The 25553-nt window shown below is 64.9% G+C and carries 24 protein-coding genes; 10 read left to right on the top strand and 14 right to left on the bottom strand.

Annotated elements, in window-relative coordinates:
• Positions 1–135: 135 nt before the first annotated feature.
• On the top strand, positions 136–1218 hold the full coding sequence (locus PQ457_RS14400; RefSeq protein WP_273617485.1) for an alkene reductase: 1083 nt from the start codon (positions 136–138) through the stop codon (positions 1216–1218).
• Between the two features lie 140 nt (positions 1219–1358).
• Here PQ457_RS14400 and PQ457_RS14405 read toward each other — a convergent pair whose 3' ends face one another.
• Together PQ457_RS14405 and lipB are read right to left on the bottom strand one after the other, a co-directional pair.
• A complete protein-coding gene (locus PQ457_RS14405; protein WP_273617486.1) occupies positions 1359–1613 on the bottom strand; it encodes a hypothetical protein in 255 nt (84 codons plus the stop codon).
• On the bottom strand, positions 1610–2320 hold the full coding sequence (lipB, locus tag PQ457_RS14410; RefSeq protein ID WP_420540990.1) for a lipoyl(octanoyl) transferase LipB: 711 nt from the start codon (positions 2318–2320) through the stop codon (positions 1610–1612). Before lipB ends, PQ457_RS14405 begins: the two co-directional genes overlap by 4 nt.
• 96 nt (positions 2321–2416) lie before the next feature.
• Between lipB and PQ457_RS14415 the strand changes: the two genes are divergently transcribed.
• Positions 2417–3232: a DUF7847 domain-containing protein gene (locus tag PQ457_RS14415; RefSeq protein ID WP_273617488.1), complete on the top strand. Its 816-nt coding sequence runs from the start codon at positions 2417–2419 to the stop codon at positions 3230–3232.
• Positions 3233–3478: 246 nt separating this feature from the next.
• Here PQ457_RS14415 and PQ457_RS14420 read toward each other — a convergent pair whose 3' ends face one another.
• The 4 genes from PQ457_RS14420 to PQ457_RS14435 form a co-directional block, all read right to left on the bottom strand.
• The gene (locus tag PQ457_RS14420; protein ID WP_273617489.1) at positions 3479–4108 is read right to left on the bottom strand and encodes a class I SAM-dependent methyltransferase; all 630 of its coding nucleotides are present in this window, start codon (positions 4106–4108) and stop codon (positions 3479–3481) included.
• Positions 4109–4251: 143 nt separating this feature from the next.
• Positions 4252–4596 (bottom strand): arsenate reductase family protein, encoded by a 345-nt coding sequence (locus PQ457_RS14425; RefSeq protein WP_273617490.1) that lies wholly within the window; start codon positions 4594–4596, stop codon positions 4252–4254.
• Positions 4593–5150 carry a (2Fe-2S)-binding protein gene (locus PQ457_RS14430; RefSeq protein ID WP_273617491.1) on the bottom strand — a complete coding sequence of 186 codons (558 nt, stop codon included), beginning with the start codon at positions 5148–5150 and terminating at the stop codon, positions 4593–4595. Before PQ457_RS14430 ends, PQ457_RS14425 begins: the two co-directional genes overlap by 4 nt.
• Before the next feature lie 27 nt (positions 5151–5177).
• Positions 5178–7226: a TonB-dependent receptor gene (locus PQ457_RS14435; protein WP_273617492.1), complete on the bottom strand. Its 2049-nt coding sequence runs from the start codon at positions 7224–7226 to the stop codon at positions 5178–5180.
• A 270-nt stretch (positions 7227–7496) separates the two neighbouring features.
• Here PQ457_RS14435 and dxs point away from each other — a divergent pair, with 270 nt between their 5' ends.
• Positions 7497–9440 (top strand): 1-deoxy-D-xylulose-5-phosphate synthase, encoded by a 1944-nt coding sequence (gene dxs / locus PQ457_RS14440; RefSeq protein ID WP_273617493.1) that lies wholly within the window; start codon positions 7497–7499, stop codon positions 9438–9440.
• Complete coding sequence (locus PQ457_RS14445) at positions 9437–9877, top strand: DUF2141 domain-containing protein (protein WP_273617494.1); 441 nt, start codon at positions 9437–9439, stop codon at positions 9875–9877. The genes dxs and PQ457_RS14445 overlap by 4 nt, the downstream gene beginning before the upstream one ends.
• A gap of 86 nt (positions 9878–9963) precedes the next feature.
• Here the strand turns inward: PQ457_RS14445 and PQ457_RS14450 are convergent, their stop codons facing one another.
• On the bottom strand, positions 9964–10590 hold the full coding sequence (locus PQ457_RS14450; protein WP_273617495.1) for an ABC transporter substrate-binding protein: 627 nt from the start codon (positions 10588–10590) through the stop codon (positions 9964–9966).
• Positions 10591–10872: 282 nt separating this feature from the next.
• On the opposite strand from PQ457_RS14450, the gene ispH reads away from it, so the two are divergent.
• Together ispH and hpnH are read left to right on the top strand one after the other, a co-directional pair.
• Positions 10873–11835 carry a 4-hydroxy-3-methylbut-2-enyl diphosphate reductase gene (gene ispH, locus PQ457_RS14455; protein WP_273619342.1) on the top strand — a complete coding sequence of 321 codons (963 nt, stop codon included), beginning with the start codon at positions 10873–10875 and terminating at the stop codon, positions 11833–11835.
• A gap of 23 nt (positions 11836–11858) precedes the next feature.
• The gene (hpnH, locus tag PQ457_RS14460; RefSeq protein ID WP_273617496.1) at positions 11859–13004 is read left to right on the top strand and encodes an adenosyl-hopene transferase HpnH; all 1146 of its coding nucleotides are present in this window, start codon (positions 11859–11861) and stop codon (positions 13002–13004) included.
• Between the two features lie 71 nt (positions 13005–13075).
• On the opposite strand, the gene PQ457_RS14465 is transcribed toward hpnH, so the two are convergent.
• Genes PQ457_RS14465 through hpnA form a run of 7 tightly spaced genes read right to left on the bottom strand, consistent with a single transcriptional unit; the run spans position 13076 to position 20831 of the window.
• Complete coding sequence (locus tag PQ457_RS14465) at positions 13076–13753, bottom strand: phosphorylase family protein (protein ID WP_273617497.1); 678 nt, start codon at positions 13751–13753, stop codon at positions 13076–13078.
• Complete coding sequence (gene shc, locus PQ457_RS14470) at positions 13741–15678, bottom strand: squalene--hopene cyclase (RefSeq protein ID WP_273617498.1); 1938 nt, start codon at positions 15676–15678, stop codon at positions 13741–13743. Before shc ends, PQ457_RS14465 begins: the two co-directional genes overlap by 13 nt.
• On the bottom strand, positions 15675–16946 hold the full coding sequence (gene hpnE, locus PQ457_RS14475) for a hydroxysqualene dehydroxylase HpnE (protein WP_273617499.1): 1272 nt from the start codon (positions 16944–16946) through the stop codon (positions 15675–15677). The genes shc and hpnE overlap by 4 nt, the downstream gene beginning before the upstream one ends.
• A complete protein-coding gene (gene hpnD, locus PQ457_RS14480; RefSeq protein WP_273617500.1) occupies positions 16947–17807 on the bottom strand; it encodes a presqualene diphosphate synthase HpnD in 861 nt (286 codons plus the stop codon).
• Positions 17804–18679: a squalene synthase HpnC gene (gene hpnC / locus PQ457_RS14485; RefSeq protein WP_273617501.1), complete on the bottom strand. Its 876-nt coding sequence runs from the start codon at positions 18677–18679 to the stop codon at positions 17804–17806. Before hpnC ends, hpnD begins: the two co-directional genes overlap by 4 nt.
• Complete coding sequence (locus PQ457_RS14490; protein WP_273617502.1) at positions 18676–19812, bottom strand: glycosyltransferase; 1137 nt, start codon at positions 19810–19812, stop codon at positions 18676–18678. The genes hpnC and PQ457_RS14490 overlap by 4 nt, the downstream gene beginning before the upstream one ends.
• Entirely contained in the window at positions 19809–20831 is a 1023-nt protein-coding gene (gene hpnA, locus PQ457_RS14495; RefSeq protein ID WP_273617503.1) for a hopanoid-associated sugar epimerase, read from the bottom strand. The genes PQ457_RS14490 and hpnA overlap by 4 nt, the downstream gene beginning before the upstream one ends.
• A gap of 72 nt (positions 20832–20903) precedes the next feature.
• Here hpnA and hpnI point away from each other — a divergent pair, with 72 nt between their 5' ends.
• The 4 genes from hpnI to PQ457_RS14515 are packed head-to-tail and all read left to right on the top strand — an operon-like array spanning position 20904 to position 25303.
• On the top strand, positions 20904–22049 hold the full coding sequence (gene hpnI, locus PQ457_RS14500) for a bacteriohopanetetrol glucosamine biosynthesis glycosyltransferase HpnI (protein ID WP_273617504.1): 1146 nt from the start codon (positions 20904–20906) through the stop codon (positions 22047–22049).
• Complete coding sequence (gene hpnJ, locus PQ457_RS14505) at positions 22046–23491, top strand: hopanoid biosynthesis associated radical SAM protein HpnJ (RefSeq protein WP_168605623.1); 1446 nt, start codon at positions 22046–22048, stop codon at positions 23489–23491. The genes hpnI and hpnJ overlap by 4 nt, the downstream gene beginning before the upstream one ends.
• Before the next feature lie 4 nt (positions 23492–23495).
• Positions 23496–24311: a hopanoid biosynthesis-associated protein HpnK gene (gene hpnK, locus PQ457_RS14510; RefSeq protein WP_273617505.1), complete on the top strand. Its 816-nt coding sequence runs from the start codon at positions 23496–23498 to the stop codon at positions 24309–24311.
• On the top strand, positions 24311–25303 hold the full coding sequence (locus PQ457_RS14515) for an MlaA family lipoprotein (protein WP_273617506.1): 993 nt from the start codon (positions 24311–24313) through the stop codon (positions 25301–25303). Before hpnK ends, PQ457_RS14515 begins: the two co-directional genes overlap by 1 nt.
• The last annotated feature ends 250 nt before the right edge of the window (positions 25304–25553 follow it).

The following is a 25553-nucleotide window of genomic DNA, read 5'->3' on the forward strand; positions in this document are numbered from 1 at the left end:
TCGGCGACATCTGCGGACGGGGTGCAAGGCTGGGGCCCTGCGCCCCGTTTTGCATTTTCGGACAAGTCTTTCTTGCGCGCAAAAAAGAACTGCTTGCACTGGAAATTGCTGCGGCGCGGCACAACATGGCATGGCATGACAAACCCGCTCCTCACGTCCATCGCCCTTGGCGATATTGCCGCCCCCAACCGCATCCTGATGGCCCCGCTGACCCGCGCGCGGTCGAACCGCGAAGGTCTCGCCAACCCGCTGATGGCGCAATATTACGCCCAGCGCGCCGGGGCGGGCCTGATCATTTCCGAAGCCACCGCGATCAGCGCCGAAGGGCGCGGTTGGCCCAATGCGCCAGGCATCTGGACCCGCGAGCAGGCCGAAAGCTGGAAGCAGGTGACACAGGCCGTGCATGACGCGGGCGGGCGCATCATCCTTCAGCTCTGGCACATGGGCCGCGTGTCGCACCCCCAACTCCACGGCATCCAGCCCGTTTCGGCCAGCGCTACCACCGCCCCTGGCGAGGCGCACACCTTTGAGGGCAAGGCGCCCTATGTCGAAGCGCGCGCGCTGGAAACCCATGAGATCCCCCGCCTGATCGCCGATTATGAGAATGCCGCCCGCCTGGCCAAGGAGGCCGGTTTCGACGGCGTCCAGCTTCACGGCGCCAATGGCTATCTGATCGACCAGTTCCTGCGCGACGGCACCAACCACCGCACCGACGCCTATGGCGGCGGAATCGAAAACCGCACCCGCCTGCTCAAGGAAGTCACCGAGGCGCTGATCCGCGTCTGGGGCGCCGGGCGCGTGTCGGTCCGCCTCTCACCCAATGACGGCATTCAGGGCGTCGAGGACAGCGACACCTATGCCCTGTTCGACCATGCTGCCAAGGTGCTGGATGACCTGAACATCGGCTTCCTCGAAATCCGCGATCCGCTGCCCGGCGGCACGTTCGGTTCGGGGCTTGGTCCGCGCCGGTCTGCGCATCTCAAAACCATCTTTAAAGGCCCGGTGGTCGATAATGCCGATTACACGGCGGAAACGGGCGCGGCGGCTCTTGAAAAGGGCGAGGCCGATGCCATCTCCTATGGACGGCCCTTTATCACCAACCCCGATCTGGCCGACCGTATCGCCCACGGGCATCCGTGGACCGAAGGAGGCGATCCTTCGGCATGGTACGGCAACAGCGCAGAAGGCTATACCAGCTTTCCGCCCTATTCGGCCTGATCGCTGGCCCCGGCTCCCCCCTCTCGGCCGGGCCAGTAAGAGCGATGCTGACCAGCAGGATCACACTCCGTCCCCATGGTCAGCCTCTCGCCCAATGCTGCCCGGCCCGCCAAGCCCCCTATGGCGGGCCGGGTTCGCACTTATTCGGCGGCGCTGTCGGCCTCCTCGGGCGCGGCCGTTTCGGTGGGCGCGGCGCTGGGCGCGGCGGCCACCGCGCGCGGGGCCAGAGGCGCACGCGAGGTCAGCGCGTCATAGGCAATCATCGCATCGCTGGTCGAACCGGGCAGGATCTGACCCGAAGCGGTGCGCTGGTCATCGGCCTTGCTGGCCTTCTTGCCCCAGCACCCGCCCAGAGCCAGCGAAAGGGCAAGGATCGTGACGGCGGCGCGCTTCATGCTTGTTTCCCTTCGGTGGTGGCGGCCGGCGGACAGGGCTGCCCCAGCTTGGCCAGAAACTGATCCGCGCGGGCCAGCAGAGCCTCGTCCCATTGCTGCGCCGAAACGCTGATGCCCAGCCGCGCCAGCGAGGTGACGCCCTTTTCAGCGATCCCGCAGGGCACGATGCCGGTGAAATGCGACAGGTCCGGGTTCAGATTGACCGAAAACCCATGCATCGTCACCCAGCGGCGGATGCGCACGCCGATCGCGCCGATCTTGGCCTCGGAGCCATCAATATCGCGGGTCCAGATGCCAACGCCCGCCTCGCTGCGCCAGCTTTCCACCCCGAAATCGGCCAAAGTGTCGATCACCCAGCCTTCCAAAGCATGGACAAAGCCGCGCACATCGCGCGCGCGCTGCTTCAGGTCGATCAGCACATAGCCGATCCGCTGGCCCGGCCCGTGATAGGTATATTTGCCGCCGCGCCCGGCCTCGACCACGTCGAAGCGCGGATCGAGCATGTCATCCGCCTTGGCGCTGGTGCCTGCCGTATAGACCGGGGGATGTTCGAGCAGCCAGATGAGATCGGGGGCAAGCCCTTCATAAATCGCATTATTGCGCGCGGTCTGAAAATCCAGAGCCTCGCGATACGACACAGGCTCATAATCCCGCCGCACGGCCACGCCGTTTTCGAGCAGAATCTCAGCCTTGATTGCATCTTGCATGACCATGATTCTTGCGTGGGGCAATCCGCTCCGCTTATCAAGGGGTCAGATGCGCCGCGGGCATATGGCCGGGCTTGGCGCGAAAGGAGTACCCCGATGCGTTTTGACAGCAATCTGGCCTGGCGGACGGCCCATTCGGCGATTATGGCCAATCGGGATGTGCTGTTGGCTCTGGCCGGGGTGTTCTTTCTGCTGCCGCGTCTGGCCTTTGCGCTGTTGATGCCCGATCCGCCCGCCGCGCAGGGGCCTTCGCCCGCGCAATCGATGCAGGCGATCGAGCAATTCTATGCCAATGCCCTGCCCTATGTGATCCCGATGATCCTGTTTCAGGCCGTGGGCGTGCTGGCCATCCTGACGCTGTTCACCGACCGCAGCCGCCCGACGGTCGGGCAGGCGCTGACGCTGGGGGCAAAGGGGGTGTTTCCCTATGTACTGGCCCAGATCCTGCTGGCGGCGGTGATCGCGATGGTCGGCGGCGGGCTGGTCGGCGCGCTGGCCTTGACCAAACAGCCGGTAATGGCTGCGGGCGGCATGATCGTGGTGATGATCGTGGCCATCGCGGCCTATATCCGCATGTCGCTGGTGGGGCCGGTGGTGGCGGTGGAGCGGGTCTATAATCCGGTGCGCGCGCTGATGCGGTCCTGGGCGATCACGCGCGGCAATGGCTGGCGCCTTTTGGGCTTTGCGATGCTGGTGGGCATTGTGGTGATGGTGGCCATGGTGGCGGTGGTCTCGATTGCGGGATCGCTGGGCACGCTGGCGGGCGGGGCGGAAGCGGGGCGGATTGTCCCGGCGGTGGTTTCCTCGCTGCTGGCCGCCATTGTCACGCTTTATATCGCCGGGCTGATGGCCGCGATCCACCGGCAACTGGCAGGGCCGAGCGTGGACGATATTATGGCGACGTTTGAGTGAATTAGGTTTTAGGAAGGGATGAATGCGAGGGTCCAAACCCTCGCGCTCCCGTTACTGTCTGCGTTGCGCGACGGGTGCGGCGCTAAGTGTCGGAAGCCGGGGGTTGAGGATTAACCACCAGCCCGGACTTTTCCGCGCCGCAGGCTTTAAAAACGAAAAAGCGCTCCGCTATGAACGAAGCGCCGCCCCATTAAAGGGATTGCAAAGGGTCTAAGACCCTTTGCCCGCCGGAGGCATGCTTACCCCTTAATCCTCGTCCTTCCACCCCCAGAACAGGAAGCATGGCGGGATATTGATCCACTCGATCCCCTTGTCGATCCGCTTGAAGAACTGGGCCATAAAATCGCCCGCGCGCGGGGTGAACTGATAGACGAGGAAAGCCCCGCCCTTGCGCAGCACGCGGTAGGTGGCCGCCGCGATGGCCGGGCCGACGCCGGGCGGCAGCGTGGAAAAGGGCAGGCCCGAGATGATGAAGTCGGCCTTTTCATGGCCGTGGGCGCGGATGATTTCCTCAACGTCCGCCGCCGAACCATGAACCGCGACAAAGCGGCTGTCGGTGATCGTATGGGTCAGATAGTCGATGAAATCGGGGTTAGTGTCGATGACCAGCAGCGTGCCGTCGCGGCGCAGGCGGTCGAGGACAGGCTGGCAGAAGGTGCCCACGCCCGGCCCATATTCGACGAAGAGCCTGGTATTGTCCCAATCGACAGCGGACAGCACGCGGTTGATGGTAAAGCGCGAGGAGGGCACGATCGAGCCGACCATAACAGGGTTTTTCAGGAAGCCTTCAAAAAAGACCCCCCACGGCCCCAGCGCCCGTTTCAGCCGGCTTTTCACTTTGGCAAGCGGCGCCTGTCCGGCCAGTTCGGTTGTCATGCTCTTGTCAAATCCCTACCCTAGACCTGCGTGCTCTGCCCAAAGGTTTGCAAAACTGCAAGCCCGTTGGCAAGCGGCCATGCGCATCATTTGCCGCAAACCGCCCGCCATAGGAACAGTAATCCACGATAACGGATATGGTTCTAAAGGATCTGTGCCACCACATCCTGCGGGCGGCACAGGCGCACGCCCTTTTCGGTTTCCACCAAGGGTCGCTCGATCAGCTTGGGCTCGGCGGCCATGGCGGCCAGCACGGTGGCGTCATCGGCATCGGGCAATCCGCGTTCGACCGCATCCGTCCCGCGCAGGCGCAGCCCCGCCTGCGGCGTCATGCCCGCATCGCGATAAAGCTGGGCCAGCTTTTCAGCAGAAGGCGGGGTCTTGAGATATTCCACCACGTTCACTTCGACACCGGGCGCTTCCTCCAGAATTGCCAAGGTCTTGCGCGATGTGCCGCAGGCCGGATTGTGCCAGATGGTTGCCTTCATGGGATGCTCCTTTGATCGTTATCGCCGCGCGTTTGCGGCGCGCTGCCCGGTCCTTGTCGGGCGCTGCCTCCGGGCGCGGGGGCCGCGGCAATGGTTTCCAGCCCGCGCATCACCCGCCCGGCGCGCTGGATCGCGCGGACCAGCCGGGGATAGATCCCGCAGCGACAAAGATTGGTGACGGCTTTGCCGATATCCTCGGCGCTGGGGTCCGCATTGGCGGCCAGCAGCGCGGCCCCGGCCATGACAATGCCCGGCGTGCAGAAACCGCATTGGATCGCCCCCTCGGCCACCAGCGCCTGTTGCAGCGGGTGTGAACGGTCGCGGCTCAGCCCCTCGATGGTGGTGATCGCGCGGCCCTGCGCCTGCGCCAAAGTCATCTGGCATGAGGGCAGCGCCTGCCCGTCGACCATCACCATGCAGGCGCCGCATTCGCCCGTGCCGCAGCCATATTTCGCGCCCGTCAGGTTCGCGCCGCAACGCAAGGCCCACAACAGGGGCGTCTGCGCATCCATGCGCAGATCGACAGGATGGCCATTGAGGGTCAGGGCGGGCATGGCGCCTTCCATGCCCGCATGATCCTTTTACTTCAAGCCAAAGCGGAATCCGGCCCAGACCGTGCGCGGCGCGCCGATATCCATGCTGCCCGCCTGATTGCGGGTGATGACGGTGACATTGGCCAGATTTTCAGCCCGCAGGACAAAGCTGACGCCATGGCCCAGCGGGGCCTGAACAAAGGCGCCGATGGTGGTGGCCGAGGGCATCAGATAGGCCTGAAGATCATCCTCATACTGCGATCCGAAATGGCGCAGCACCGCCGCCGCCTGCCAGCCATCGCGCGGTTTCCACGTGAGCGTGGCGCTCGCCGCGATCTTGGGCGTCTGGGCCGGACGCATGCCGTTCAGGCCGATTTGCGCCCCGCTGGCCCGCACCACCGCATCGGTCAGCGCGAGGCTGCCATCCACGCTCACCTTGCCCAGATCGAGGGCAGCGGCAAATTCAAGGCCGCGCGCGCGGATCGCATCGACATTCTGGCGCACGCGGGTGATCACCGTGGCGGTTTGCGCCGTGGTGACATTGGCGATGGCATGGGCCACGCGGTTGTAAAAGGCCGTGGCCGACAGTTTCAGCGCCGGGACCGGCGAGAAATCGACCCCCGCCTCATAGCCCTGCATCATTTCATTGCCCAGTGCCGGGTTGGCATTGGTCACGGTCGAAATGCCCGAAGCCACCAGCGTGAAGCTGCGATACAATTCATTGATCGTGGGCTGGCGCAGCCCGGTATAGGCCGATCCGCGCAGTTCCAGCCCCGGCGCGATCTGGAGCAAGGCCCCGCCGCGCCCTGTTACCGCCCAATCGCTGCGCGGGGCATAGGCATTGTCGATGGTGACAGTGCCCGCCGCATTGGCCTGACGGAAATAGCCCGCATTCACGCTCCAGCGATCCGCGCGCACCCCGCCCGTCAGCGTCAGCGGGCCCAGTTTCCAGTCATCCTCGGCATAAAAGCCCAGATCATCATTGCGCCCGCCGGCCCAGCGATAGGCCGTGACCGCGCCGGTGCCGGCATTATAGGCGATCTCGTTCAAATCGCCCTTGGCGCTGCGCCAGTCGCCGCCGATGCGCAGCAGATGGTCCGGCCCCACCGGCGGGCGGATCTCGATCTTGCCGCCAAGGCCGGTGGCCGGGGTGCGCCGCTGGTCAAGGCTGGGGCGAAAGGTGTTGGCCGAGATCGTCACATTGGAAAAGCCGCGATCCTGAATATAGGCCAGCGCGTCAAACTGCCACGGCCCGCGTCCGACCAGGCGCAGCGAGAAATCCTCGCCGCTCGAATGGCTGGTGGCCCCGGCAAAGCGCAGGACGCGGTGATCGTCAAAGACCATCGCGCGCGCCTGCAATTCGACATTATTGGCAATCGGGGCCACGCCGCGCGCACTGACCGACCAGCTGTCATAGCGCGATTTGACGCTGGCACTCCCGCGCTGGCTTTCCGGCGTGGTCCAGAAGCCGTCGCCCCGGTCCCAGCGGCCCGACACTTCGGCAAAGCCCGCGCCCAATTTCGGCGCCACCGCGCCCGAAAGCGAGGTTTCGCCGCGATCATTGGCCAGCGCCTCGGCCGAAATCAGGCCCAGTGTGTCGCGTCCGGCGCTGTTCAGTTCGATGGTCCCGGCGACCGCGCCCGAACCAAACGCCCCCGAACCGCCCCCGCGCGTCACCCGCACCGAACCCAAACGTTCGGGCGTGATCGCATTCCACGGGACAGAGCCGAACATGGGATCGGCCATCGGCACCCCGTCGAGCAGCACCTGCGTGCGCGCCGCCGCATTGCCGCCCAGCGCGCGCAGGGTCGCGCCTTGGGCCGAAGGGTTGGTGTAACGGCTGTCGCTGCGACGAAACTGTTGAAAACCAGCAACATTGGCCAAAACATCCTCGATCCGGCCCGATGCCGAAGAGGTCAGCGCCTCGCGGTCGATTTCGCGCGAGGAATAGGCGGGCACAGCGGGCGCCGCATTCAGCCCCGCGCCGGTCACGATAATCGGCGAACCGGCGTCTTCATCGGCCGCCTGCGCCGCCATCGGCATCAACGCCGCCCCGGCCAGCATTATCGCCCGCAGCCCTTGCGTGCCCAGTTTCATCCTCAGTCCCCTTGAATATGCTTTGCCGACGACCCTATTGGCCCGCCCCCATCCTGCCAAGCTGGCCGATAGAACGAGGCGCCTCAGGCCGATCAGGAGCAGCATGTCCTTGAGCCGTACAGGAAAAACAAGGACTGGAAGCGAACATTCGCATTTTTCCCGGATCAGTGTGCTTCGCGTATCCCACTTGCAACAACCGCACAGCGCAAATGCATTATGAACACCATGCGATCAATCGACAGCGCCGATTAACCCGTGTAAGGCTGGGCCATGGAAGCTGAACTGAAGACGCCGATCCTGGATCGAGTGAAGGTGCCTGCCGACATGCGCGGCCTGTCGATGGGCGAATTGCGCCAGTTGGCCGATGACGTGCGTCAGGAAATGATTCACACCGTCGGACAGACCGGAGGCCATCTTGGCTCCGGGCTTGGCGTGGTGGAATTGACCGTGGCGCTGCATTACGTGTTCGACACGCCGCGCGACAAGGTGATCTGGGACGTGGGCCATCAGGCCTATCCGCACAAGATCGTCACCGGGCGGCGCGACCGCATCCGCACCCTGCGTCAGCCGGGCGGCCTGTCGGGTTTTACCAAGCGCAGCGAATCGGAATACGATCCCTTTGGCGCGGCCCATTCCAGCACCTCGATTTCGGCCGCCATCGGCTTTGCCATGGCCAACAAGATGTCCGATCAGCCCGGCAAGGCGATTGCCGTCATCGGCGATGGCTCGATGAGCGCGGGCATGGCCTATGAGGCGATGAACAATGCGCAAGCTGCAGGCAACCGGCTGGTCGTCATCCTCAATGACAATGACATGTCGATTGCGCCGCCAGTCGGCGGGCTGTCGGCTTACCTCGCGCGGCTGGTGTCCTCGCGGCCCTTCCTCGAACTGCGCGAAATGGCCAAGAAGCTCTCGCGCCATCTGCCCGCCCCGCTGCATCGCGCGGCCAGCAAGACCGACGAGTTTGCGCGCGGCATGGTGATGGGCGGCACCCTGTTCGAGGAACTGGGCTTTTACTATGTCGGTCCGATCGACGGGCATAATCTGGAACAGTTGATCCCGGTGCTGGAAAATGTCCGCGACGCGGCGGCCGGCCCGTGCCTGATCCATGTCGTCACGCAAAAGGGCAAGGGCTATGCCCCGGCCGAGGCGGCGGCGGACAAGTATCACGGCGTCCAGAAATTCAACGTCATCACCGGCGAGCAGGTCAAGGCCCCGGCCAAGGCGCCCGCCTATCAGAACGTGTTTGGCGAAACGCTGGCCAAGATTGCCGACACCGATCCGCGCATCGTGGCGATCACCGCCGCCATGCCGTCGGGCACCGGCGTCGACAAATTCGCCAAGGCGCACCCGGACCGCAGCTTTGACGTGGGCATTGCCGAACAGCATGCCGTGACCTTTGCCGCCGGTTTGGCCGCGCAGGGAATGCGTCCGTTCTGCGCGATCTATTCCACCTTCCTGCAACGCGCCTATGATCAGGTCGTGCATGACGTGGCGATCCAGAACCTGCCGGTGCGTTTCGCGATTGACCGTGCAGGGCTTGTGGGCGCCGACGGCGCGACCCATGCGGGCACGTTTGACATCACCTATCTGGCATCCTTGCCCAATTTCGTGGTGATGGCGGCGGCCGACGAGGCCGAACTGGTCCACATGACCTATACGGCGGCCTGTCATGACAGCGGGCCGATTGCCTTCCGCTATCCGCGCGGCAATGGCACGGGCGTGGAGATGCCCGCAGTTCCGCAGAAGCTGGAGATCGGCAAGGGGCGTATCGTGCGCGGCGGCGCCGGCAAGATCGCCATCCTCTCGCTGGGCACGCGTCTGGCCGAGGCGGTCAAGGCCGCCGAGGTGCTGGAGGCCAAGGGCCTGCCCACGACCGTGGCCGACCTGCGCTTTGCCAAACCGCTGGACGAGGAACTGATCCGCCGTCTGGCCACCACGCATGAGGTGGTCGTCACCATCGAGGAAGGCGCGATCGGCGGCCTTGGCTCGCATGTGCTGACACTGGCCAGCGACGAGGGGCTGACCGATGGCGGGCTGAAGATCCGCACGATGCGTCTGCCCGATGTGTTCCAGGACCATGATGCGCCCGACAAGCAGTATGACACGGCGGGGCTGAATGCGCCGCATATCGTGGAAACGGTGCTCAAGGCGCTGCGCTGGAACGATGCGGAAATCGTGAGCGCCGATATCGTGGGCGAGGTCCGCGCTTGAGCCTTGCCCTGATCGCTGTTGCGCTGGCCGGTGCTGAAATCGATGCAGGCGCGGCCCATGGCGGCGGGCCTGTCGGCGCGCCATTGACGGTGGTGGTGGACAATGTCCGCTCGAATGCGGGCCGGGTGCATGTCGCACTCTGCCCGCAAAAGAGCTTTTTGAAGGACGATTGCGCGCTGGAGGCGTCCGCCCCCGCGCAAAAGGGCACGACCAGCGTAACCTTTGCCAATGTGCCTCCCGGCGAATGGGCGGCGCAGGTGTTTCAGGACGAGAACGGCAACAAGAAGGTCGACCGGAACTTTCTGGGCATCCCCAAGGAAGGCGTGGGCTTTTCACGCGATGCCAAGATCGTGTTCAGCCCGCCCAAATGGCGCGACGCGGTGTTCAGCCATGAGGCCAAGGCGCAGGTCATCCGTCTGGCCCTGCGCTATTTTTAAGCGCGCCATTTCCGACCCCATCTGGGTCCAAACGAAAAGCCCCGGCGCGGATTACCGCACCGGGGCTTTTCGTGTCGGCGCCGCACTTATTTCGGATTGGCGGCCAATCGGTTAAGGTGGGCCACCAGCGCCCCCGGCCCGCCCTTGGCGATCACGCCCGCAAAATCGGAGCGGCGCGTGGCGATCTGGCTGATCGCGTTGCGATAGAAGACGTCGATGATTTTCCACTGCCCGCCGCTTTCGCGCAGGCGATAGTTGAGCGATTCATTGGTGCCGGGGCCGGTCAATTGCGTGCGCACCAATTTGTCCGTGCCGCGCGTTTCCACCGCACCCACAAGGCTCAGCTTCTCGCCCGAATAGCTGTCGAAATTGGCGGCATATTGCGCCACCGTCATCGCGCGAAAGGCGCCAATGACATTGGCCTGCTCCAGCGGGGAAAAGGTGGTCCATGGCGGGCCGACCGAAAGGCGGGCCATCGCGGGAATGTCAAAGGCGCGGTCCACCACAGGGCCGATCACGCGGGCGCGCGCGGCCTGTCCGCCCTGCGCCTTCATCGTGGCGATGAGGCCCGCGTTAAGCGCCTCGACCGTCTGGGCCGCCGGATCGCCCGCCTGCGCCATGGCCACGCCCGGCACGGCCAAAGCCGCCGCCGGCGCCAGCAAGGCCAGCGCCACAGCGCCCCGCAGCGATGCGAATCCCGATTGACTTGTCATGCTCACTCCAAACCAGAACATCGGACCAAATGGGCTCGCGCCGTGGCGCGCGGCATGCCGCAGCGGGCTGTTGCGCGTCCTTGAGCCAGAGCAATACGTAAAACAAGTGGCATGAGCGCGCAATGAAGGCGCGGTTCAGGCTGGCGCAATCTTTTCTCTGCCAACAGAAGCGGTTACAATGCACACCGTGCTTATGCGCGCCCTGCCCTATTTCCCCCCAAGGGCACAGGTTCAAAAGGGATATACCGTTTGACACCGACAGAGAGTTCCCCCGCTCGGCTGCTGGCCGCCCCCTTATCCATCAAACTCGCCTCGCCGCGCGGCTTTTGCGCGGGCGTGGTGCGCGCGATCCGCATCGTGGAACGCGCGCTCGAGATCCATGGCGCGCCGGTTTATGTCCGCCATGAGATTGTTCATAACGCGCATGTCGTGAACAGGTTGCGCGCCATGGGCGCAATTTTTGTCGAAGAGCTCGACGAGGTGCCCCCCGGCGCGGTCACGGTGTTTTCCGCCCATGGCGTGCCGCAAACCGTCGAACAGGAGGCCGAACAGCGCGGATTGCCGGTCTATGACGCCACCTGCCCGCTGGTGACCAAGGTGCATCTGCACGGCGGCCGCTTTGCCCGCGAAGGGCGCGAGGTCGTGCTGATCGGCCATGCGGGCCACCCCGAGGTGGTGGGCACGCTGGGCCAGATCCCGGCGCCGGTCCATCTGGTGGCCACGCCCGAGGATGTGGCCGCGCTGCCGCTGGGCACGGATTCCTCGATTGCCTATGTCACGCAGACCACGCTGTCGGTCGATGACACGCGCGGCGTGATTGCCGCGCTGCATGATCGCTTTGACGATGTGGCAGGACCCGACGTGTCCGACATCTGCTATGCCACGCAGAACCGCCAGAATGCCGTGCGCGCGTTGGTGGAGGAATGCGATGCGCTGATCGTGGTGGGCGCGGCCAATTCCAGCAATTCGAACCGGCTGCGCGATGTCGCGCTTTCGCTGGGCAAACCGGCATGGCTGGTGGGCGATGCGGGCGATCTGGATCCGCAATGGCTGGACGGGGTCGAACGCCTTGGCATCACCGCCGGTGCCAGCGCGCCCGAGGAACTGGTCGAGGATGTGATTGCCGCAATCGCCCTTACGCGAAAAATAACCGTCTCAGAGCTTGACGGCACCCGCGAAAACGTGTCGTTCAGCCTGCCTGCGGCCTTGCGCCGGGCGGGCGAAGCCGCCCGTGCCCGCGCGTAATGCCCTGTTTGGAGTAAGCCCCCTTGTCCCTTCCCCTTGGCCCCGCCCTTCGCATTGCTGGTCACGCCATTTCCAGCCAGATCAAGGGCGGCAAATATCCGCTCGTGCTGATGCTCGAGCCGCTGCTGCGCTGCAATCTGGCCTGCCCGGGCTGCGGCAAGATCGATTATCCCGACGCGATCCTCAACCGCCGCCTGTCGGTGGAGGAATGTATGGCCGCGATCGAGGAATCGGGCGCCCCCGCCGTGTCGATCGCGGGCGGCGAACCGCTGCTGCACCGGGATATGCCCAAGATTGTCGAAGGCTATATCGCGCGCAAGAAATTCGTGATCCTTTGCACCAACGCGCTGCTGCTGAAAAAGAAGATCAACGACTACAAGCCCTCGTCCTATTTCACCTGGTCGATCCATCTGGACGGCGACAAGGCCATGCATGACAAGGCCGTCGATCAGGAAGGCACCTATGACGTCGCGCTCGAGGCGATCCATCTGGCCAAGTCGAAGGGCTTCCGCGTTCAGGTCAACTGCACCGTGTTCAACGATGCCAAGCCCGACCAGCTGGCCAAGTTCCTTGACCTGATGGCGTCGCTCGATGTCGAGGTGACGATTTCGCCCGGCTATGCCTATGAGCGCGCCGCCGATCAGGAGCATTTCCTGAACCGCGAAAAGACCAAGAACCTGTTCCGCGATCTGCTGCGCAAGGGCAATGGCGGGAAAGCGTGGAAGTTCACCAATTCGCCGCTGTTCCTCGATTTCCTTGCTGGCAACCGTTCGTATGAATGCACGCCCTGGTCGATGCCGCTGCGCACGGTGTTTGGCTGGCAAAAGCCCTGCTATCTGGTGGGCGAAGGCTATGTCGAAACCTTTGCCGAGCTGATGGAAGGCACCGACTGGGATCAGTATGGTGTTGGCAAGTACGAGAAATGCTCGAACTGCATGGTCCATTGCGGGTTTGAAGGCACGGCGGCCAAGGAAGGCCTGACCCGCCCGTGGGAATTCATCAAGGTGGGCATGCAGGGCATCCGCACCGAAGGTCCGATGGCGCCCGACATCGACCTGTCCAACGCCCGCAAGGCCGTGGACGTTCACGCCACGCAGGTTGAGCAGGAATTGGAAAAGATCAAGATTGCCGATCCCGAAGGATATGCCCGCGCCACCCGTGCGGCCTGATCACTTTCGGCGCCGGACAACAACAAAGGCGGGGCATCCACCCCGCCTTTTTATTGTCCGGCGCCAACGCCCTAGCGCAAATCAAAGCCAAGATAAGGCCCGGCCTGTTTCGACCCCTTGATCAGCGAGCGATAGGCCTTGGCAAAGCCCATGATCGTCTTGGTCAGCGAGCCCAGTTGTCCCGGCTGCTGGCGGATCGATTTCATCACCGCCCCCAGCGCCAGCTCGCCATTGGGCCCCATCATCACATTGACCGCGGGCGGCAATTCCACCTCGGCAATATCGGAAATGCAGCGCAAAATGCCAAAGGGCAGGTTCATATGCGCCGCCACCTCGGCCACGATATGGCTTTCCATATCCGCCGCAATGGCCGCACTGGCCCATGCACGCTCGGCCTTGTCATGCGAATCGGTCAGCAGATGGCCATCGGCATGCACCGTGCCCACCCGTGCCTGAGGCAGCAAGGCCTGAAGCGCGGCCACCCAGCGTTCATCACATTTGGCATGGAACGCGCCGGTCAGCCTTTTGCCGATCACCATCGTGCCCAGTTTGAGCGTATGATCAACCGCCCCGCACATGCCATAGCTGAGCAGGGCGCAGGCATTCTTGGCGCGTTCCATCAACTCTTCGCGCAGGCGTTCGGGGTCGTTGCCCCCCGCGATCACCTCGACCTGATGCTGATCAAGCACCGCCGCCTCGCGCAGCGTGCCTGTCACCACGATCACCGGCTTGCCGTTCACATTCCCCACTGGGCTTGCTCCACATTGGCCTGCGCCATATTGCGATACCGCGCCAGCGCCCAAAGCGGGAAATAGCGCGGATAGCCATGATAACGCAGGTAAAAGACTCGCGGGAAACCCCCGCCCGTATAATGCTCCTGCCCCCAGAGACCGTCCCCGGCCTGATTGGCGATCAGCCACGCGATCCCGCGCGCGACGGCCTCGCTTTTTGCCTCGCCCACCGCCATCAGGCCGAGCGTGGCCCATGCGGTCTGGCTGGCGTTCGAAGCGAAAGTTTCATGGCCCTTGCGGTCCAGCGCATAGGAATCGCAGCTTTCGCCCCAGCCGCCATCCACATTCTGCACCGATTTCAACCATTCGACCGCGCGCGCCACCATCGGATGGTCGCGCCCGATCCCTGCCCGGCCCAAGGCGCACAGCACCGACCAGGTTCCATAGACATGGTTGACCCCCCAGCGGCCAAACCAACTGCCTTCCTTCTCCTGCTCTTTCTCCAGCCAGCCCAGCGCGGCCTTCATGCGCGGGCTGTCGATCGGCTCGCCCATCTGGGCCAGCATCGAAACGACACGCGCCGAAACATCGGCCGTCGGCGGGTCCAGCAAGGCGCCATGATCGGCAAAGGGCAAGTTGTTCAGATAGAGCTTGTCATTATCCGCATCGAAAGCGGCAAATCCGCCATCCTTCGATTGCAGGCCCACGGTCCACTCCACCCCGCGTGCGATGGCGTCCTTGTCCTTGTCGCCGCGAAAGGCCGAGGCGCGATCCATCGCCATCACCACCACGGCGGTGTCGTCCAGATCGGGATAGTGATCGTTATTATACTGAAACGCCCAGCCGCCGGGCCGGACATAGCGCTGTTCGACCCAATCGCCCGCCGTATCGAGGATCTGGCGCGGCCCCAGCCAGTCGAGCGCGCGGTCGGCCCCGGCAATCGCCTCCTCGCTGCCCACCTCCAGCATGGCATGGGCGGCCAGAGCCGTATCCCAGACCGGGCTGACGCAGGGCTGGCAATAAGCCTCGTCCTCTTTGACCACCAACAGCCGCTCGACCGATTCGCGGGCAATGGCGCGATGCGGATGGTCGGGCGCATAGCCCAGCACGTCGAACATCATCACACTGTTGGCCATGGCCGGATAGATCGCGCCAAGACCATCAACGCCGTTGAGGCGCTCGATCACCCATTCCTCGCACAGGCGGATCGCGCGCGCGCGCATCGCCTTGGGCCAACGCCCCTCGAACCGTTTCAGGCCCCAATCCAGCGCCTCAAACCCGTTCTTCCAAAGGGCATGCACATGGTCTGCCTGGCTGGTCAGCTTGCGCGGCACGCCGGTGTAGAGTTCGGGCACGAACACCTGTTTCGGGTTCCGCGCGACAGGCTTCAACGCGCAAAGCACCAAAAGCGGCACCACCACGGTGCGCGCCCAATAGCTCATTTTCAGCAGATGGACCGGAAACCAGCGCGGCGCGAGGATCAGCTCGGGCGGAATGGTGGGCACCGCATCCCACGGCCCGGCGCCGAACAGCGCCAGTTGGATACGGGTAAAGACATTGACCGCCTCGGCCCCGCCTGCCTTCAGGATCGCGGCGCGGGCGCGGGCCATATGCGGCGCATCGACATCATCGCCGATCATCTTCAGCGCGTAATAGGCCTTCACTGTGGCCGAAATATCAAACCCGCCCTCGTGATAGAGCGGCCAGCCATCATGGACCTCCGACTGAATCCGGCGCAGATAGCGGCCGATCTTGCCTTCCAACTCCTCATCCACCGGCTCGCCAAGGAAATGACGCAGCAGGACATATTCGGACGGAATGGTGGCATCAGCCTCCAGTTCATAAACCCAATGGCCATCCTCGCGCTGCTCGGCCAGCAGGGCGTGGGCGGCGCGGCCGATGGTGGCGTCCAGCAGGGCGCGATCAGGGGCAGCTTTGCTCATTGTCCTTTTCCATATTTCAAAGGCTGGCCCAGAACCAGCCGGGCCGCGCTGTCGCCGGAGCGGATCGCCCCCTCGATGGTCGCGGGCAGTCCGTTTTGCACCCAATCTCCGGCCAGAAACAGGTTGCGCCAGCGGGTATTCGTATGCGGGCGCCGCGCATCCTGCTCGGGCGTGGCGGCAAAGGTGGCGCGCTTTTCCTTGACGATCTGCCAGCGCGGCATCGGCGCGGTGATCCCCAGAGCCTGCGCCACCTCGGCCCAGATCATCGCGGCCAGAGCCTCGCGGTCCTCGTCCATCAGGCGATCCGCGCCAGAAATGGTTACGGAAATCCGGTCGGGATGGGTAAAGATCCATTCGCTGGTGGCATTGGTCAGCCCCAGCATTTCCGGCGCGCCCGGCGGCGGCACACAAGCGAAATGCGCGTTGAGGATCGAGCGGTGATCGTCCGGCACGGTCAGATCAGGCACCAGCGCGGCCGCCACCCAAGCGGGCACGGCCAGCACCACCGCCTCATCCGCGCCGATCGCCTGCGCCCCGTCGGCCCATTCCAGCGCCGACACGCCATCGCCCTCAAACCGGATGCCGCGCAAACGCCGCCCGGTCTGCAAAGCCACGCCCTGCGCCTCCAGCCAGCCCACCGCCGGATCAATAAAGGCCGCCGCCAGCGTTGGCACCGCCACGCGAGGCGCGCTGGCCCGCCCGCCCTTGGCCAGCGTTTCGGCCAGCACATTGGCGCAAAGCGCAGCAGAGGACGCCGCCGGATCGGTGTTCAATGCGGCCAGCAGGACCGGATGCAGCATCCGCTCCCACACCGGCCCCTGCGGCCTTACCAGATCGCCGATGGTCTGATCCGCCCGCCCCTTGAGCAACCGCCCCAACGGCAGATAATCGGCCAGACGCGACCCCGGCACCCGGCGCGAGGGGACCAACACCCACCATGGCACCGGCCCGTCATTGATCCGCAAGGTCCAACGCTCGCCCGTCGCCATATCGGCAAAGGCGAAGGTGGCATGCGGCGGCCCGGCCAGAGGCGCATCGGCCCCCACCGTCGCGCGGAAATGCGCCACCGCCGGATTGCCCGCCAGCACCAGATGGTTGCCATTGTCGATGGTCAGACCCAGCGACGGGTCGAAATAGGAGCGGCAGCGCCCGCCCGCCCGCGGCCCGGCCTCGGACAGGGACACCGGCAGACCGGCCGCGGTCAATTCCACCGCCGCCGCCAGCCCGGCCATCCCGGCCCCAACCACCTCTGCGCGGACGAAAGCCATTTATCCCATCACCAGATGGCGGATCAGCGAGAAGAGCAGGCGCGGCTTGGACGTGCTGACGCGGCGGCGCGGCGCGTGCCAGCCTTGGGCCAGCATTCGGCGCAGGACCAGCGCATAGGCTTCCTCCATCAGGCGCGGGGCGATCAGGCGGCCCTTGGGGCGCGCGGCAAGGCAGGCCCCGGCGGCCGCGAAATGCGCCTCGGCCCGCGCGGCCAGCCAGCGTGCGGCGCTGTCCATGCCGGGATCGGCCATCAGCGCTTGCGGGCTAGTGGGATGGATGCCCGCATGGGTCAGCGCCTCGATGGGCAGATAGACGCGCGCGATTTCGGCGTCTTCGTCCAGATCGCGCAGGATATTGGTGAATTGCAGCGCCCGGCCCAGATGATGCGCCAGATGGACGCCCTCAGCCCGGTTCATGCCAAAGATATTGACCGACAGACGCCCCACCGCGCTGGCCACGCAATCGCAATAATGGTCGAGGACGGCAAAGGTGGGCCATTGGATATCGGCATCGACATCCATCTGCATCCCCTCGATCACGGCGAGGAAATCGGCCTCTTCCAAGGCGAAATTGCGCACCGCCGGGGCCAGGAAAGCGGCCTGTCCGGTGTCCCCTCCGCGATAGAGCGCGCCGATCCAGCGCCGCCAGTCGGCCAGCATCGCGCCGCGCTCCGGGCGGGGGGCCTGCTGGTCGTCGGCAATGTCATCGACGATGCGGCAAAAGCCATAGATGGCAAACATCGCCTCGCGCTCGGCGCGCGGCAGGATGCGCATGCCTGCATAAAAGCTGCTGCCCGCGACCTTGGCGCGCAGAGCCTCAGGCATCGGGGAGGGATTGGGCGATAGGGTGGTTGCGGTCATGATCGTCTGCCCGGCAGGATACGGCGGCCCGCCTGCCGCATTGCAGCACGAAGCGCAAGGGTGAGCGCGCGCGCCTTGGTGTGATGGACCTTCTCGCTGAGCGGATCGCGCGCCAGCAGCACCTCGCACAGGTCCTCGGCAAGCCGCTGGATCACGGCCACCTCGGCGGCCAGCCGCCAGTCGCGGATCGCATCGGCAAAGGGCGCGCTGGCCCGCAGCAGGCCCTGCGTGCGCAGCGTCAGATCGGTGATGACCCCACGCAGCGCCGGATTGGCGCGTTTCTCGGCCAGAGCCTCCACCCCGACGCCCGCCGCGCGCAGCGAATCCATCGGGATATAGACCCGGTCGATCGCGCGGTAATCCTTGGCGCAATCCTGCAGGTGGTTGATGATCTGCAAGGCGGCGCAGAGCGAATCGTTCATCGGCCAGAGGGCGCGGTCCTCGCCGTGGCAATCGAGCACGAAGCGCCCCACCGGCATGGCCGAATAGCGGCAATAGTCGATCAGCCCCGCCCAATCCTCATAGCGGTCCACGGTGCAGTCGCGCTCAAAGGCGGTCAGCAGGTCATGGGCATGGGCAAGGCTGATGCCCCGCTCGCGGCAGACCGTGCCCAAGGCCTGCGCCAGAGGATCGCCGATCCCGGCCTCTCCCCCTTCCAGCCCGGCGCGCATCAGGCCCAGCAGGCGCAGCTTTTCGGCCGCGCCGGCGGTGGGATGATCGGCAATATCATCGGCCGCGCGGGCAAAGCGGTAATAGGCCATGACCGGCGCGCGGCAATCGGGGCGCACCAGAAAACTGGCCACGGGAAAGTTCTCGCCCGTGTGATCCTTGCCGCTTTGCAGATCGGCGGTGGTCAGGATGGTTTCTGTCATACCCCCGAAACGTTCCCCGAAACATCCAATGCCTGTGCGCGGCCTTTCCACATGCCGCCCTTGCCCCGGTAATAGGCCCAAGCTGAATAGATTGTGCATGAAACATAGAACAGCGCGACCAAGGGCAGAGCCAGAGCGCGCATCGGCGCGCGGCCGTAAAAGGCCAGAATCGGCTGATAAGACCCCAGCATCAGCCCCAGCGCGATCAGGCCCATCACCTGAACCGAGCCGTGGCCCGACAGCGCCAGCCACAGCGGCGCGCCAAACATCAGCGCAAGGCCCAGCACCGTGCCCACCAGCATCAGCGGATTATAGCGCAATTGCGCATAGGCGCTGCGGGCGATCATCATGCCGATCTCGCGCCAGTCATGATAGGGCCGGATCGAGACGCTGCGCCGGGTCAGGCCCAGCCAGATCGGCCCCTGCTTCTTGATGAGCGCCCCCAGCGTGCAATCATCAATCAGCGCCCCGCGCATCGCGCCGATCCCGCCTGCCGCCGCCAGCGCCTCGCGCTCGACCAGGACGCAGCCGCCCGCAGCCCCCGCAATCGGGCTTTTGGGCCGATTGATCCAGTTGAACGGATAGAGCATCATGAAGAACCAGATGAAGGCGGGCACCAGCCATTTTTCCGCCCATGTCCGGCAAGACAGCAGCGCCATGAAGGACACCAGCCGCCGGTTTCCTCCATGGGCGATGCCGACAAGGCGCGTCAGCGTATCGGGCGCATGCTCGATATCCGCATCGGTCAGCCATAGGTAACGAGGGCTTCCGGCCTCGATGATCCCCTGATGGACGGCCCAGAGCTTGCCGGTCCAGCCCGCCGCCAAGGGCGCGCCGCGCAGCACGGTCAGGCGATCAGAACCCAAGGCACGGGCCAGATCGCCGGTGCCGTCCTCGGAATTATCATCGACCAGCACCACGCGGAAAGACCCGGCATAATCCTGAGCCAGCAGGCTGCCGATGGAGCGGGTGATCACATCGGCCTCATTGCGCGCAGGCACCACGGCGACCACCTCGGGCCAGACATCAGGCGCAGCAAAGGGGGCGTTGTCATCCGCCTCGCGGCAGGTCCAGAAGCCCGTGGCCACCAGACCCAGCCAGATCGCCAGCACCAGCGCGGCGACCCAGATCATGGAATCATCCCCCCTTCGGCGGAGGCCGGAATCATCCCTTCGGCGGCAAACCAGCCCAGCGCATCACGCACCGCCTCCTGCCATGGCCGCGCGGTATAGCCCAGTTCGGCCTGCGCCCGCGCGCTGGAGAAATACATGTGATGCCGCGCCATTTTCAGCGCATCCACGGTGACGAAAGGCTCAACCCCCGTCATCCGCCCCCACAATTCGGCCCCCACCGCCAGCGGAAACAGAGGCGCCACCGGCAGTTTCACACGCGGTGGCTTCCTGCCCACAGCCGCGCAGATTTCCGCCAGCATCGCCCCCAGCGTCACATCCTGACCGCCAAGAATATAGCGCCGCCCGATCTGCCCCCGCTCCGCCGCCAGCAGATGGCCGCGCGCCACATCCTCGACATGGACAAGGTTGAGGCCCGTCTCGACATAGGCGGGCATCCGCCCATGCGCGCATTCGACAAGGATGCGGCCCGTGGGCGTGGGTTTGACATCGCGCGGGCCGATGGGGGTCGATGGCTGGACAATGATCGCGGGCAGGCCATCACGCGCCACCATATCCTCGACCAGCCTTTCGGCCACGACTTTGGATTGTTTGTAAACGCCGACCGCTTCGGCGACACTGGCGGGCCGGGTTTCATCGGCCACGCCGCCGTCCAGCGGTTTCAAAGTGGCAACGGACGAGGTGTAGACCACCCGCCCGATGCCCTCCGCGAGGGCGGCCCGCATGACCGCGCGGGTCATCTGTTCGTTATTGCGCAAGATCTCGCCCGGATCGCGCGCCCAGAGGCGATAGTCGGCCGCGACATGGAACAATTCGACCCCGCCGCGCATCGCCTCGCGCACCGCGCCCTCGTCGCGCAGGTCGGCCTCGACGATTTCGCCGGGGAAATCGGCCAGATTGACCCGCGAGGAGGAGCCGCGCACCACGCCGCGCACCGCTCGCCCCTGCGCCGCCAGCACCCGCGCCACCGCGCTGCCCAGAAAACCGGCGACGCCGGTAACGATCGTGATGGGTCCGCTCATGGCTCACGCCCCTAAACCCTTTTGCTGCGACTGCAAAGCGGTGTAGGGGCGTGAGCCATGGTATATGTGCTGTTGGCATATGGCGCCCTGGCGCTGGCAGGGGTTGGCCTGCTCTATCAACTCTTTGCCCTTGGCGCGGTGGGTCGGTTCTTCGCTGCGCCGCCCGCCCGCCATGCGGCGGCGCAGGCCGTTACAATTCTGAAACCGCTGCATGGCGCAGAACCGCGTCTGGCCGAAAATCTCGATGGGTTTACCCGGCAGGACTATGACGCCCCGGTGCAGATCGTGCTGGGCACCAATGCGGCCGATGACGGAGCCGCCCCCGTGGCCCGCGCCATGGCGGCCGCGCATGACAATATCGCCTATTACCCCGGCCCGCGAGCAGATGCCGCCAATGGCAAGGTCGGCTCGCTGATCGCGATGATGCCGCTGGCCGCGCATGATGTGCTGGTTTTATCCGACAGCGATATGGTGGTGGCGCCCGATTATCTGGCGCGGATCAACGATGCGCTGAGCCAGCCGGGCGTGGGGGCTGTCTCGTGCCTCTATGTCGGGCGGGGCGATGCGGGATTGTGGAGCCGGGTGGGCGCGATGATGATCGCGGGCCAGACCTTGCCCAATATGGTGGTGGGCATCGCCACCGGCATGGCCCAGCCCTGCATGGGCTCGACCATCGCCCTGCGCCGCGAGACGCTTGAGGCGATGGGCGGGTTTCCCGCGCTGGCCGATGTGCTGGCCGACGATCATGCGATCGGCGCAGGCGTGCGTGCGCAGGGGCTGCGGGTGGATATTCCGCCGATGATTCTGGTCCATGCCGGGGCCGAATCCTCGTTTCGCGCGCTCTGGCGCCAGCATCTGCGCTGGGCCGTGACAGTGCGCGATCTGGCGGGTGCGGGCCATTACGGCTCGATTGTCACGCATGGATTGCCGCTGGGGGTCTTGGCGGCGGCGCTTGCGCCCGGTATAGGCGGGGCCTTGCTGCTGGCAATAATCCTTGCCCGACTTGCGCTTGCAGCAAAGGTTCATAAATATGCGCCTATTGCCCTGCCCCTATGGCTGATACCCATCGCCGACCTCATCAGCTTTTGCGTTTTTTGCGCCAGCCTGTTCGCAACTGCGATTGATTGGCGCGGCGCAAGCCTTACAATGACCTCCAAAGGCCGCATCAGGGGCCTCCCTGCCACCGACCATGCCGCCCGCACCAAGAGAGACCGATGAAGCGCACCATTTTTCTCCAAGCCCCCTCCTTCCACGGTTTCGACGGGGGCGCCGGCGCCCGCTATCAGGCCAAGCGTGAGATCAAGAGCTTCTGGTATCCCACCTGGCTGGCCCAGCCCGCCGCGATGGTGCCGGGTTCCAAGCTGATCGATGCGCCCGCCCACGATCAAAGCTGGGAAGACATCGCCCACGAATTCGACACGGCCGAACTGGTCATCCTCCACACCTCGACGCCCAGCTTCATGCAGGACATCAAGACGGCCGAGCTGATCAAGGCGCGCAATCCCAACTGCCTCGTCGGCTTTGTCGGCGCCAAGGTGATGATCGAGACCGAGCAGAGCCTTGAAGCCTCCACCGCCATCGATTTCGTCGCGCGCGAGGAATATGACTATACCTGCGTCGATCTGGCCGAGGGCAAGCCCTTTGCCGAAATCGACGGCATTTCCTATCGCGGGCCGGATGGCAAGATCATCCACAACAAGAACCGCGCCATCATCGAGGATATGGACGCGCTGCCCATGGTTTCGCCCATGTACAAGCGCGATCTCAAGATCGACAATTACTTCATCGGTTACCTCAAGGCGCCCTATGTGTCCTTCTACACCGGGCGCGGGTGCAAGAGCCGCTGCACCTTCTGCCTGTGGCCCCAGACCATTTCGGGCCACCGCTATCGCTCGCGCTCGGTCGCCAAGGTGATCGAGGAAATCCAGTATATCCTCAAGGAAATCCCCGAAACCAAGGAGATCTTCTTTGACGATGATACGCTGACCGATGACATCGACCGCGTCGAAAAGCTGGCCATCGCGATGGGCGAACTGGGCTTTGGCAAGCCGGGCTTCCCGCTGACGTGGAGCTGCAACGCCAAGGCCAATGTGCCCCGCAAGACGCTGGAAATCATGAAGGCCAACGGCTGCCGCCTGCTGCTCGTCGGCTATGAAAGCGGCAATCAGCAGATCCTGCACAACATCAAGAAGGGCCTGCGCGTCGAAGTCGCGCGCGAGTTCACCAAGAACTGCCATGAACTTGGCATCGCCATCCACGGCACCTTCATCCTCGGCCTGCCCGGCGAAACGCTGGAAACGATCGAGGAAACCATCCGCTATGCTCAGGAAATCAACCCGCACACCATTCAGGTGTCGCTGGCCGCGCCCTATCCGGGCACGTTCCTGTATAATCAGGCGGTGGAAAACGGCTGGTTCGCGGGCGGCAAGCCGATGACCGACGATGGCGGCCACCAGATCGCCCAGCTTTCCTATCCCCACCTGCCCGCGTCGGTGATCCACGCCAAGGTCGAGGAATTCTACAAGCGCTTCTATTTCCGCCCGCGCAAGATCGGCGCCATCGTCAATGAAATGGTGCGCGATTGGGACATGATGAAGCGCCGTCTGCGCGAAGGCGTGGAATTCTTCCAGTTCCTGCGTCAGCGCAAGGAAGCCGCGTAAGCGCATGTCCCAACGCCGCCTCGTGGTGACGGCCGATGATTTCGGCGCCGCGCTGGCGGTGAACGAAGCGGTCGAGCGCGCCTATAGCCACGGCATCCTGACCGCCGCCAGCCTGATGGTTTCGGGCGAGGCGGCGGCCGATGCGGTGGCGCGGGCGCGCCGCCTGCCGGGGCTGGGCGTGGGGCTTCATGTGGTGTTGGCCGATGGCCGCCCGGTGCTGCCGCCGGAGCGGGTCTCGGCGCTGGTGGGGCCGGATGGCTGGTTTCACCCCTCCATGGTCAAGACCGCCTTTGCCATCGCCCTCTCGCCCGTGGCCCGCGCGCAGATGCGGGCCGAGGTGGCCGCGCAATTTGCCGCCTTTGCCGAAACGGGCCTCGCGCTCGACCATGTCAACGCGCACAAGCATTTCCACCTCCACCCGATGATCGCCGCCGCGATTATTGAGGAAGGCCGCCGCCATGGCCTGCCCGCGATCCGTATGCCCGCGCAGGCCGGAACCGGCATGATGGAACATTGGGCACGGCTGTTGGGGCGGCAATGGCGCAAGGCGGGCCTGGCCACCAATGACAATGTGACCGGCCTGATCCAGACCGGCGCTTTTACTGCGGACCGCATGGCCGCCGCGCTGGCCGAGCTGCCCGAAGGTCTGACCGAGCTTTACACCCATCCGGCCACGGCGGACGCCTATCCCGGCTCGGCGCCGGGCTATCGCTATCGCGCGGAACTCGCCGCGCTGACCGATCCGGGCGTGATCGCGGCGCTGCGCGCCAGCGGGGTGGAAACCGGCCCCTTTGCCCGATTCGCCGGGCGGGCGGGCTGATGGCGCTGTCGCTTGCCCTTCCGCTGGCGCTGGCGCCTCTGGCCGCCGCGGCCAGCCCGCCCGATCCCGTCCCTGCGCCCGACGATGACGCCGCCGCGCAAGTGGCCGCCATCGCCGCCGAGCATCCCGACGAAAACGCCCCTATCATCGTGGTCGGCATGGCGCAGGCCGCCAAGCGCGACGGCAAGACTTTCGAGGAGCCTGACGAAGGCCCTGACACGATCGCCAATCTGGCCAATCCTGATCCGCTCGAAGGCATGAACCGCGTATTCTTTGCCATCACCCAGCCGATCGACCGCTTTATCCTGCGCCCGGCCGCCATCGTCTATCGCACCGTCCTGCCCGAACCGGTGCGCGACGGAGTGCATAATGCGCTGGCCAATATCTTCATGCCCTCGACGCTGGCCAATGACATGATCCAGTTGAAACCGGCGCGCGCGTGGCAAACCGCCAAACGCTTCGTGCTCAATTCGACGCTGGGCATGGGCGGGCTGATCGATGTGGCCAAGCGCAAGCCGTTCAACACGCCTGCGCACAGCAACGGCTTTTCCAATACGCTGGGCGTGGCCGGGGCCGGGCCGGGGGTTTATCTCTACCTGCCGCTTCTGGGCCCGACGACGATCCGCGACCTGATCGGCATGGGGGGCGATGCCTTTACCCAGCCGCTGTTGCTGGACCACGTTTCGCGGCCGCAGGTTTCGGTGGCACCCAACCGCCGCCCGCGCTCCTTCGTCACCGCGGCGGTTTCGGTCTCCACCCCCGGCGCCATCGCTCTGGGCACCAGCGGCATCGATACGCGCGCCCGCGCCGAGCCGGAGCTCAAGGCGCTAAAGGCCCAGTCGGTCGATTTCTATGCCGCGTTGCGATCGACCTATCTGCAGCACCGCGCCGGGCAGATCGCCGCGCTCAAGGTTCCGCCGGGGCAGGCGCCCGAAGTGCCCGAATTCGACGATCCGCTGGAGGATCCGGGGGCCAAGCCGGTTAAGCCTTAAGGGGGTTGAAGAGGGGCCTCCGGCGGGCAAAGGGACTCGTCCCTTTGGAATCCCGTTAATGGGTGGTGCCAGGTCTGCAATCGTGCGTATTACGTAATGTTATGAAAGCCTGCGGCGCGGCGACCTTGCGGCTAAAAGCGCCGCAGGCTTTCAACTTCAATCGCTTAACCCATCAACCTCGGCCGAACCGGGGCGCAATGCCGACAGTATCGGGATTGCAAAGGGCCCCCGCCCTTTGCCCGCCGGAGGC

The organism is Novosphingobium humi, from assembly GCF_028607105.1.
GTDB classification, from domain to species: domain Bacteria; phylum Pseudomonadota; class Alphaproteobacteria; order Sphingomonadales; family Sphingomonadaceae; genus Novosphingobium; species Novosphingobium humi.

Bases quoted from the DNA above. Each gene is read 5' to 3' on its own strand.
- PQ457_RS14490 (WP_273617502.1), bottom strand. From the start codon at position 19,812: ATGATCTGGGTCGCCGCGCTGGTGCTGGCGATCTGGCTGGGTCTGGTG.
- PQ457_RS14425 (WP_273617490.1), bottom strand. From the start codon at position 4,596: ATGAAGGCAACCATCTGGCACAATCCGGCCTGCGGCACATCGCGCAAG.
- PQ457_RS14420 (WP_273617489.1), bottom strand. From the start codon at position 4,108: ATGACAACCGAACTGGCCGGACAGGCGCCGCTTGCCAAAGTGAAAAGC.
- PQ457_RS14430 (WP_273617491.1), bottom strand. From the start codon at position 5,150: ATGCCCGCCCTGACCCTCAATGGCCATCCTGTCGATCTGCGCATGGAT.
- PQ457_RS14515 (WP_273617506.1), top strand. From the start codon at position 24,311: ATGGCGCTGTCGCTTGCCCTTCCGCTGGCGCTGGCGCCTCTGGCCGCC.
- PQ457_RS14400 (WP_273617485.1), top strand. From the start codon at position 136: ATGACAAACCCGCTCCTCACGTCCATCGCCCTTGGCGATATTGCCGCC.
- dxs (WP_273617493.1), top strand. From the start codon at position 7,497: ATGGAAGCTGAACTGAAGACGCCGATCCTGGATCGAGTGAAGGTGCCT.
- lipB (WP_420540990.1), bottom strand. From the start codon at position 2,320: ATGCAAGATGCAATCAAGGCTGAGATTCTGCTCGAAAACGGCGTGGCC.
- hpnE (WP_273617499.1), bottom strand. From the start codon at position 16,946: ATGGCTTTCGTCCGCGCAGAGGTGGTTGGGGCCGGGATGGCCGGGCTG.
- hpnK (WP_273617505.1), top strand. From the start codon at position 23,496: ATGTCCCAACGCCGCCTCGTGGTGACGGCCGATGATTTCGGCGCCGCG.
- shc (WP_273617498.1), bottom strand. From the start codon at position 15,678: ATGAGCAAAGCTGCCCCTGATCGCGCCCTGCTGGACGCCACCATCGGC.
- PQ457_RS14450 (WP_273617495.1), bottom strand. From the start codon at position 10,590: ATGACAAGTCAATCGGGATTCGCATCGCTGCGGGGCGCTGTGGCGCTG.
- PQ457_RS14405 (WP_273617486.1), bottom strand. From the start codon at position 1,613: ATGAAGCGCGCCGCCGTCACGATCCTTGCCCTTTCGCTGGCTCTGGGC.
- hpnD (WP_273617500.1), bottom strand. From the start codon at position 17,807: ATGACCGCAACCACCCTATCGCCCAATCCCTCCCCGATGCCTGAGGCT.
- hpnA (WP_273617503.1), bottom strand. From the start codon at position 20,831: ATGAGCGGACCCATCACGATCGTTACCGGCGTCGCCGGTTTTCTGGGC.
- hpnC (WP_273617501.1), bottom strand. From the start codon at position 18,679: ATGACAGAAACCATCCTGACCACCGCCGATCTGCAAAGCGGCAAGGAT.
- PQ457_RS14435 (WP_273617492.1), bottom strand. From the start codon at position 7,226: ATGAAACTGGGCACGCAAGGGCTGCGGGCGATAATGCTGGCCGGGGCG.
- hpnJ (WP_168605623.1), top strand. From the start codon at position 22,046: ATGAAGCGCACCATTTTTCTCCAAGCCCCCTCCTTCCACGGTTTCGAC.
- PQ457_RS14415 (WP_273617488.1), top strand. From the start codon at position 2,417: ATGCGTTTTGACAGCAATCTGGCCTGGCGGACGGCCCATTCGGCGATT.